The organism is Streptomyces sp. NPDC086989, assembly GCF_044745505.1.
Taxonomy (GTDB): Bacteria; Actinomycetota; Actinomycetes; order Streptomycetales; family Streptomycetaceae; genus Streptomyces.
Window position 1 is genome coordinate 1 of the sequence record NZ_JBIVAL010000019.1, and the last position, 9198, is coordinate 9198.

Sequence of the window (9198 nt, forward strand, 5' to 3'; positions counted from 1 at the left end):
TCATCCACCGAAGTGGACGGGGTATCAACTTCTGGCGTTGATTTTTGGCACGCTGTTGAGTTCTCAAGGAACGGACGCTTCCTTTGTACTCACCCGCAGTAACACTTACTGGGGCTTTCCTCCGGGCTTTCGTTCTTTATTCTTGCGTTTCCGACTCTATCAGATTCGGTCCCGCTCGCTTTCCAGGTCCTTCGCTTTCGCGTTTTCCCTTTCCAGCGATTCCGACTCTATCAGGGCTTTTCCAGCTCCCTGACCACTCACCCGTTTTGCCGAATAGGCATACGAGAAGCAGCACGGATCAAGATCTGCACTGAAGAGGAGGATTCCCGTCCATCGGTTGTTCGCGAGAAGTTCACGCGGCACGTCCTGGCGGGACTCACGACAGTACAGGGCCCGTGGTGCCCAAGCAAATCGATTCAGGCGTATGGTCTAGTCCACTACGTCGTCGCGGTCGCGCGCCGGGGCTCCCAGCAGGGGGTTCATGTCGGGCGAACCGGGACGTGTCATGACATACCCTTCTGAAAGTACGTCGTTGCAGCGCAGGTTGTAACGGCGACACGAAGAAGCCCCACCCCTGGGAGGCCCCCCATGACCAGCGTGACGTCCCCACTTGCCGGGCGTGCCATCGGACTCGCGGCAGTGCCCGATCCGGTGTTCTCCGGCGCAATGGTGGGTCCGGGCACCGCTATCGATCCCGTGCGTGAGCCCTCGGAGGCGGTGTCCCCCGTCGACGGCGTGGTCGTCTCCCTGCACCCGCACGCGTACGTCGTCGTCGATGGCGAAGGACACGGCGTACTCACCCACCTCGGGATCGACACCGTTCAGCTCAACGGCGAGGGCTTCGAGCTGCTCGTCAACAAGGGCGACACCGTGACCCGTGGCCAGGCCGTCATCCGTTGGAACCCGCAGGCCGTCGAGGACGCCGGCAAGTCTCCGATCTGCCCCGTCGTGGCGCTGGAGGCGACCGCGGACGCCCTCGGCGACGTCGTCGAGACCGGTGACGTGAAGGCCGACGACGTCCTTTTCAGCTGGCAGTGACCTGGTCCGCCCTCAAGGGCGAGTCGGACATCCACCGCGGCGGCTGGGGCCGCCGCTCGACCGGAGACGGGTGAAATGGAGACAACGCTGCGAGGCGTCGGCGTGAGCCACGGTGTGGCGATCGGCGAGGTGCGGCACATGGGCACGGCGGTTCTGGAGCCGCCGGCCAAGCAGATCACCGCGGACGAGGCGGAGCGCGAACAGGGGCGCGCCCGCAAGGCCGTGGAGGCTGTGTCCGCCGACCTGATCGCGCGCGGCCAGCTGGCCGGTGGCGAGGCTCAGCACGTGCTGGAGGCCCAGGCGATGATCGCCACGGACCCCGAGCTGATGGCGGACGTCGACCGGCGCATCGCCGTCGGCAGCACGGCGGAGCGTGGGGTGTACGACGCGTTCGCCTCGTACCGCGACCTGCTCGCGGGTGCCGGGGAGTACATGGCCGGCCGGGTGGCCGACCTGGACGACGTCCGGAACCGGATCGTGGCGCGGCTGCTGGGCGTGCCGATGCCGGGTGTGCCGGACAGCGACGAGCCGTACGTGCTGATCGCGCGGGACCTGGCTCCGGCCGACACCGCGCTGCTCGACCCGGCGCTCGTCCTCGGTTTCGTGACCGAGGAGGGCGGGCCGACCAGTCACAGCGCGATCCTCGCGCGGGCGCTGGGCGTGCCGGCGATCGTGGCGCTCCCGGGTGCCGGGGAGATCGCCGAGGGTACGGTCATCGCCGTCGACGGCAGCACCGGCGACCTGTTCGTCGAGCCGACCCCGCAGAAGCGGGCCGAGCTGGAGGCCGCGGCCGCCGAGCGCAAGGCCGCTCTCGCGGCCTCGTCCGGTCCGGGAGCGACGTCTGACGGCCACAAGGTGCCGCTGCTGGCCAACGTGGGCGGTCCGGCGGACGTGCCGGCGGCCGTGGAGGCCGGGGCCGAGGGCGTGGGCCTGTTCCGCACCGAGTTCCTGTTCCTGGACGACAGCAAGAAGGCGCCGTCCGAGGAGAAGCAGATCGAGTCGTACCGCAAGGTGCTGGAGGCGTTCCCGGAGGGCCGTGTCGTCGTACGCGTCCTGGACGCGGGCGCCGACAAGCCGCTGGACTTCCTGACGCCGGCCGACGAGCCGAACCCGGCGCTGGGCGTGCGCGGTCTGCGGTCGCTGCTGGACCACCCGGACGTGCTGCGCACGCAGCTGACCGCGCTGGCCAAGGCTGCCGAGGGGCTGCCGGTCCACCTTGAGGTCATGGCGCCGATGGTGGCCGACCGTGCCGACGCGCGGGCCTTTGCGGACGCGTGCCGCGAGGCGGGGCTGAACGCGAAGTTCGGGGCGATGGTGGAGATCCCCTCCGCCGCGCTGCGGGCGCGCTCGATCCTCCAGGAGGTCGAGTTCCTTTCGCTGGGCACCAATGACCTGGCCCAGTACGCGTTCGCCGCGGACCGTCAGGTCGGTGCGGTGTCGCGGCTCCAGGACCCGTGGCAGCCGGCGCTGCTCGACCTGATCGCGATGTCGGCCGAGGCCGCCCGGGCGGAGGGCAAGAGCTGCGGCGTCTGCGGCGAGGCCGCTTCCGACCCGCTCCTGGCCTGCGTGCTGACGGGTCTGGGTGTCACCTCTCTGTCGATGGGTGCCGCTTCGATCCCCTACGTGCGGGCGACGCTCGCCAAGTACACACTGGCGCAGTGCGAGCGTGCCGCGGCCGCGGCGCGTGCGGTGGACAGCGCCGAGGAGGCCCGCGTGGCCGCACAGGCGGTGCTGTCCGGGGAGTAGCCGGGCAGGTGGTGTCGACCGAGGGGCCTTCGCCGGTGGCGGGGCCCCTCGGTCGTCTCTCGGGCCGGGCGGGACGGCCGGCACCCCCTAGTGGTGCGGGGTGGGGTCGTCCACGTCGTAGCCGGGGCAGTATTCGACGCCGGATTCTGGGGCCACGGGGTCCCCTGTGTCGGCGTCCGTGCAGTAGGCGTTGAACACGGACGCCGCGGACAGCGGGACCAGGCGTCCGCGGTCCAGGCGCCAGCCGTGGACGCGGTCGGGCAGGCCCTCGGTGGTGCTGCGCAGTACCAGTCCTCCGGGGCCGCCGAGGGCGAGTCCGGCGGCGAGGACGCTCACGAAGTCGAGGCTTTCGCGGCCCTCGATGCGGGGCGGGCCGTCCCGGTCCGCGGTGACCTCGGCGTGCAGGACGGCGACGAGCTGTTCGTCCCGGGTGGGGACGCTGCACACGAGGTGGTGGTGGCCTGGGCCGGCCCCGTCGACGAGGCGGCTGAGCGTGCCGGTGGCCCGTGCGAAGGAGGCGTGGCCGATGTCCTCGCCGCAGTCGGCGCAGCTGCCGACGCCGGCGAGGAGGGTGGTCGCGTACTCCCAGGTGGCCTGGCGGACGGCCTCGTCGACGAGGAGCGGGACGAGTTCGTCGATGGGCTGGCCGGTGTAGGGCAGGACGACGCTGGTGCCGGCGAGTTCGGCGGTGAAGCGGGTGCGGCCTTCGGCGGTGTCCGGGTCGATGCCGTGTTCCGTGCAGAACTCGGCGTACTCGTCGGGGTCGAAGAGGGCGACGGTGGTGTGGATCCCCTGGGCCGCGAGGGACCGGAGCAGGCCGTCGACGTGCCGGAGGTAGTCGGTGTAGTCGTCGTGGTGGTCGAAGGTGAAGCTGCGGTAGCCGCGCATGGCCGCGAAGTCCCCGGCGTCGGCCAGGAGGCCTACGGTGCTGGGGACTTCGCGGCGCAGCATGCGGCGCCGGGTGGTGCGGCCGGCGGTGCGGCGCGTGTGGTGGCGTGTCCGTGGCATGGCTCCCCCTGAGTGGTGCGATCGAGCGCATTCGATTGCTCACTCACGGTAACCAATGCCACTGACAGTGACCTCAGTCGCGGGCGCGGGTGCGGCCCAGCTCCTCGTAGAAGGGGAGGAGGTCGACGTTGTCGACCGAGCCGGGGTTGACCGCCTTCGCCATGGGCGTGCCCTGGAGGAGCCGCTTGACCGGGACCTCGATGCGCTTGCCCGTCAGGGTGTGGGGGATGGCGGGGACCTCGATGACCTCGTCGGGGACGTGGCGCGGGGAGAGCTCCTCGCGGATGGTGGCCTTGATGCGTCCGCGCAGGTCGTCGTCGAGGGTCGCGCCGGGCGCGAGGTGGACGAACAGTGGCATCCAGTAGCCGCCGTTCGGTTCCTCCAGGCCGATGACCAGGGACTCCTTGATCTCGGGGAGGCGTTCTACGGCCTCGTAGATGTCGGCGGAGCCCATCCGGACGCCCTGCCGGTTCAGGGTGGAGTCGGAGCGTCCGTGGATCACGACGGAGCCGTGGTCGGTGATCGTGATCCAGTCACCGTGGCGCCAGACGCCGGGGAACATCTCGAAGTAGCTGTCGCGGTAGCGGCTGCCGTCCTCGTCGTTCCAGAACCGGATCGGCATGGACGGCATCGGGTTGGTGACGACCAGCTCGCCGACCTCCCCGGTCAGCGGCTTGCCGGACGGGTCCCAGGACTGGAGGTCGGTGCCGAGGCAGGCGGCCTGGAGCTCGCCGATGTGGACGGGGAGGGTGGGGACGGCGCCGGCGAAGCAGCTGCAGACGTCGGTGCCGCCGCTGACGGAGGCGATCCACAGGTCTTGCGCCACCTCGTCGTGGAGCCAGCGGAAGCCGTCGGGCGGCAGCGGCGAGCCCGTGGTGGCCACGCACTTCACGGCGGACAGGTCGAAGTCGCGCGCGGGGTGGACGCCGGCCTTGCGGCAGGCCATGACGTACGCGGCGGAGGTCCCGTACAGGGTGGCTCCGGTCCGCTCGGCGATCCGCCACTGGGCCGCGGTGTCGGGGTAGCCCGGGCTGCCGTCGTACAGGACGACCGTGGTGCCGGTGAGCAGGCCGGAGACGAGGAAGTTCCACATCATCCAGCCGGTGGAGGTGTACCAGAAGAACCGGTCCTCGGGGCCGAGGTCGCAGTGCAGGCCGAGCTGCTTGAGGTGCTCCAGGAGGATGCCGCCCTGGGACTGCACGATCGCCTTGGGCAGGCCCGTCGTACCGGAGGAGTAGAGCACCCAGAGGGGGTGGTCGAACGGGACCGGCTCGAAGACCGGCTCGACGTCGCCGGACGTGAGGTCGGCCCAGGCCAGGGCGCCTTCCGGGGCCGGAGTGCCGAGCAGCGGGATGTGGACGACGGCGCGCAGCGAGGGGAGCTCGGCGCGCAGTTCGGCGACGGTGTCGCGGCGGTCGTGCTCCTTGCCGCCGTAGCGGTAGCCGTCGACGGTGAACAGGACCACGGGCTCGACCTGCTGGAAGCGGTCGAGGACGCTGCGGGCGCCGAAGTCGGGGGCGCAGGAGGTCCACACGGCGCCGACGGCGGCGGTGGCGAGGAGCGCGGTGACGGCTTCGGGGATGTTGGGGAGGTAGCCGCTCACCCGGTCACCGGGGCGTACGCCGAGGGCGCGCAGCTCGGCGGCGAGCGCGCCGACCTGGCGGCGGAGCGCGGCCCAGGTGACGGGGGTGGCCTCATGGGTCTCGTCGACGTACAGGAGGGCGGCGTCCTCGGCGCGCGCCGGGTCCTCGCCGGCGCGCAGGGCGTGCTCGGCGTAGTTGAGGGTGGCTCCGGTGAACCAGTGCGCGCCGGGCATGGAGCGGTCCGTGAGGACGGACCGGTACGGGGTGGTGAACCGGACGTCGAACCATTCGGCGACGGCCTGCCAGAAGGTGTCCAGCTCGTCGACGGACCAGCTGTGCAGCGCGGGGTAGCCACCGTCCGCGGGGGCTCCGAAACGCTCCGCGGCCCAGGCCTGGAAGGCGGTGATGCGGGCTGCGGCGATCCGCTCGGGGCTCGGGGACCAGAGGGGTTCCGGCTGGGTGGCTGAGGTCATGGGTCGGCTCCCGGTCAAGTCTGCGGCGCGCGCATGGTGTGCGTGGGTGTGTGCGGTGCCGTTCGCGCGATGGGTGTGCGCGGCGGCTCACAGGGACCATGCCATGTGATCCACGTACGCACCAGGGGCCTCATGGACGAGTGAACGGAAGTTGAACGGTGCCCGCTCGGGGGGCGGCCGGTGGCAGGGTGAGCGGCATGAACGGTCGTGATCTGGTGCGTGCGGTGACAGAGCTCGGTACGGAGCGCGGGCGGCGCGCGTGGCGCTCGGCCTGGCGCAACCGGCGCGCGGACGCGGTGGGGCTCCCGCGCCGGGGCGCGGAGCGGGCCCGCGTGCCGGGCCTGCTGACCGGTACGCAGCCGCGGCCGGGCGGGGGCGTGCTGCGGTTCACCCGCTCGGAGCTGCTCGTACGGGTCACGGCGGGCGGCGCGGTGTTCTGGGGCTGGGACGGGGCCGGGCCCACGCCCTCGTACGCGTTGGTCGGCGACGGCCCGGAGCCCGACCCGCGGGCCGTGCTGGAACCGGACACCGGCGGCGGCTGGCGGGTGGTGTCGGAGCGGGTGACGGTGGCGGTGTCCCGGCACGGGGCGGTGGAGGTGCGGACGCCGGGCGGGACGGTGCTGCGCCGGGAGCTGCCGCCGCGCTGGTGGGAACCCGCGGAGCCGGCCACCGGGGAGCCGGTCGAGGCGCGGTGGCTCCAGCGGGCCGAGGTGCCGGCGGACGCCCGGTTCTTCGGGCTGGGCGGGCGGGCCGCCGGGCCGCGGCTGCGGGACGGGGTGTACCGGCTGTGGAACACGGACCCCAAGGGCGGCTTCGGTCCGGGTGACGACCCCCTTTACATCACGATGCCGGTGCAGATGGTGGTGGCGGACGCCGGAACGCACCTGGTGTTCCACGACAACTCCTGGGACGGCCGGGTGGCGCTGCGCGAGGGCGAGGAGGGCGCCGGGTCGGGGGCGGACCGGCCGGGGACGAGCGAGCTGCGCATGGAGGGCGGGCCGCTGCGGTGCTGGGTGCTGGTGGGGACGCCGGCCCGGGTGCTGCAGGGCTGGTCGGGACTGACCGGCGGGGCGGCCGTGCCGCCCGAGTGGGCGCTGGGGTACCAGCACGCGCGGTGGGGGTTCGGGAGCGCGCAGGAGGTGCGGCGGGTGGTGGCCGGCTACACCGCGCGCGGGCTTGCGCTGTCGGCGGTCCACCTCGACATCGACCACTACGACGGGCACCGTGTGTTCACGGTGGACGGGGAGCGGTTCCCGGATCTGCCGGGGCTGGCGCGGGAGCTGGCCGAGCAGGGCGTGCGGCTCGTCTCGATCGTCGACCCGGCGGTGAAGGCGGGCGACGCGGTCCACGAGTCGGGCCGTGCGGTGGGGGCGGGCGGGGCCTTCGTACGGGACGCGCGGGGGCAGGAGGTGCGGGGCGAGGTGTGGCCCGGCGAGTGCGTGTACCCGGACTTCACGGATCCGGCGGTGCGCGCCTGGTGGGGCGGGCTGTACGCGGAGCGGCTGGAGCAGGGCTTCGCGGGGGTGTGGCACGACATGAACGAGCCGGTGTCCTTCGCGCCGTTCGGAGACATGACGCTGCCCCGCTCGGCGCGGCACTCCATGGACGGCGCGGGCGGGGACCACCGGGCCGCGCACAACGTGTACGCGCTCGGGATGGCGCGGGCGGGCTGGGAGGGGCTGGTCCGGCTGCGGCCGGCGGAGCGGCCGTTCCTGTTCTCCCGGTCGGGGTGGGCGGGGATGCAGAGGTACGGGGGCACCTGGTCCGGGGACGTGGAGACCGGCTGGGAGGGGCTGCGGGCCTCGCTGTCGCTGGTGCTGGGGCTCGGCCTGTGCGGGGTGCCGTACTCGGGTCCGGACGTCGGCGGTTTCGGGGGCTCGCCCTCGCCGGAGCTGTATCTGCGCTGGCTCCAGCTGGGGTCGTACCTCCCGCTGTTCCGGACCCACTCGGCGATCTGGGCCGGGCGGCGGGAGCCGTGGGAGTTCGGGCCGGAGGCGGAGGAGGCGGCGCGGGGCGTGCTGGCGGAGCGGGAGCGGCTGCGGCCGTACTTCCTGACGCTGGCCCAGCTGGCGCGGCGGACGGGGGCGCCGTACGTGCGGCCGCTGTGGTGGGGTGCGCCGGAGGACCGGGCGCTGCGGGACTGCGAGGACGCGTTCCTGCTCGGCGATGCGCTGCTGGTGGCGCCGGTGCTGGAGTGCGGGGCGGACCGGCGGGCCGTCCGGCTGCCGCGCGGCCGGTGGTACGACACCGCGACCGGGACGGCGTACGAGGGACCCGGCCAGATCCTGCTGGACGCCCCGCCGGACCGGATCCCGGTACTGGCCCGGGCGGGGGCGGTGCTGCCGGTGCGGGGGCCGGGCGGGGAGGGGGTGTCCCTGGAGGCGTGGGCTCCGGCGCGGGGGCGTACGGGCGGCGGGCTGGTGATCCGGGACCCGGGACCGGGGTTCGGGGCGGGCGCGGTCGAGCGGTACACGGTGCGGTGGGTGGAGGACGCGGTGGTGGTGGAGAACGAGGCGGGCGAGCCGGTGCAGGGGGTGGAGGTCCGGGGCCTCGGCGCCGGGCCGGGCCCCGGCCTCCCGGAACGGGCCCCGGGCCGGCTTCCGGACCGGATCTAGGGCCTGGCCGGATCACGCCCCAGCCGGGCTCCAGAGCGGCGCGGGAGCATGCTCCTGCCGGGAGCCGTTCGAGCAGGGGGTCTGTGGTGGTGTGGGTGAGCCCGGTGGACCGGGGCGCGTCCGTGCGGGCGGCGTCGCGCGGTCCGCGCCGATGGGACGTGGCGCCGGGGGCCGAGGCCGTGGGCGCCTGCCAGTGGCTGATGGCCTGGGGACTGCTCGTTGCGGCGCATCCGGCGCCGGGGGCCGGAGCCCTGGTCGTGTTCGGGGTCGGGTCGGTCGCCGCGGTGGCGGTCGGCTTCCTGCACGGGCTGCTGCTCGTCAAACCCCTGGCGGTGCTGGGGCGGCTGACGGCTCGTCTGACGGCGTGGCCGGAGCCGGTGGCGGCTCTCGTGCTGACGGTGCCGGTGTCGGCGCCTCCGGCCCTGCTGGCCCACGCGTGGCTGAGCGGGCACGTGGCGGCGGCTCCCGGGCCGGGGGTGGTCTGGGCGGGTACGGCGGCCAGTGCGCTGCTGCCGATGGCGGCGGGTGGGTACCTGCGGGCGCGCCCGGTGCCGCTGCGGGCGCTGTGGACGCGCGGCCTGGCGGTGACGGCGGCCGTGGCGGTGGCGCTGGTGACGACGGCGGAGCTCGTCCTCACACCGACGGCCTGAGGACCGGGCCCTCAGTCCGGTCAGGCCGCACGGCCGGTCAAGCCGGTCAAGCCGCACGCCGATCAGGCCGGTCAGGCCGGTCAGG

General features: G+C 73.3%; 6 protein-coding genes. 4 read left to right on the top strand and 2 right to left on the bottom strand.

Annotated features, from left to right (window positions below; all coding sequences use genetic code 11):
• Nucleotides 1-588: 588 nt before the first annotated feature.
• Together ACIPK4_RS33770 and ptsP are read left to right on the top strand one after the other, a co-directional pair.
• Complete coding sequence (locus tag ACIPK4_RS33770; RefSeq protein ID WP_402320028.1) at nt 589-1038, top strand: PTS glucose transporter subunit IIA; 450 nt, start codon at nt 589-591, stop codon at nt 1036-1038.
• A 75-nt stretch (nt 1039-1113) separates the two neighbouring features.
• Entirely contained in the window at nt 1114-2784 is a 1671-nt protein-coding gene (ptsP, locus tag ACIPK4_RS33775; protein ID WP_402320031.1) for a phosphoenolpyruvate--protein phosphotransferase, read from the top strand.
• Between the two features lie 87 nt (nt 2785-2871).
• Here ptsP and ACIPK4_RS33780 read toward each other — a convergent pair whose 3' ends face one another.
• A complete protein-coding gene (locus ACIPK4_RS33780; RefSeq protein WP_402320033.1) occupies nt 2872-3792 on the bottom strand; it encodes a hypothetical protein in 921 nt (306 codons plus the stop codon).
• A gap of 73 nt (nt 3793-3865) precedes the next feature.
• Nucleotides 3866-5848: an acetoacetate--CoA ligase gene (locus ACIPK4_RS33785; protein ID WP_402320036.1), complete on the bottom strand. Its 1983-nt coding sequence runs from the start codon at nt 5846-5848 to the stop codon at nt 3866-3868.
• Nucleotides 5849-6045: 197 nt separating this feature from the next.
• Here ACIPK4_RS33785 and ACIPK4_RS33790 point away from each other — a divergent pair, with 197 nt between their 5' ends.
• Both ACIPK4_RS33790 and ACIPK4_RS33795 read left to right on the top strand, forming a co-directional pair.
• Nucleotides 6046-8463, top strand: a complete 2418-nt coding sequence (locus ACIPK4_RS33790; RefSeq protein WP_402320039.1) for a glycoside hydrolase family 31 protein — start codon at nt 6046-6048, stop codon at nt 8461-8463.
• A 95-nt stretch (nt 8464-8558) separates the two neighbouring features.
• Nucleotides 8559-9113 (top strand): hypothetical protein, encoded by a 555-nt coding sequence (locus tag ACIPK4_RS33795; protein ID WP_402320042.1) that lies wholly within the window; start codon nt 8559-8561, stop codon nt 9111-9113.
• Nucleotides 9114-9198 lie beyond the last annotated feature (85 nt).

What these genes read in the sequence shown, in the direction of transcription:
- ACIPK4_RS33770 (WP_402320028.1), top strand. Translation starts at nt 589, where the DNA reads ATGACCAGCGTGACGTCCCCACTTGCCGGGCGTGCCATCGGACTCGCG.
- ptsP (WP_402320031.1), top strand. Translation starts at nt 1,114, where the DNA reads ATGGAGACAACGCTGCGAGGCGTCGGCGTGAGCCACGGTGTGGCGATC.
- ACIPK4_RS33780 (WP_402320033.1), bottom strand. Translation starts at nt 3,792, where the DNA reads ATGCCACGGACACGCCACCACACGCGCCGCACCGCCGGCCGCACCACC.
- ACIPK4_RS33785 (WP_402320036.1), bottom strand. Translation starts at nt 5,848, where the DNA reads ATGACCTCAGCCACCCAGCCGGAACCCCTCTGGTCCCCGAGCCCCGAG.
- ACIPK4_RS33790 (WP_402320039.1), top strand. Translation starts at nt 6,046, where the DNA reads ATGAACGGTCGTGATCTGGTGCGTGCGGTGACAGAGCTCGGTACGGAG.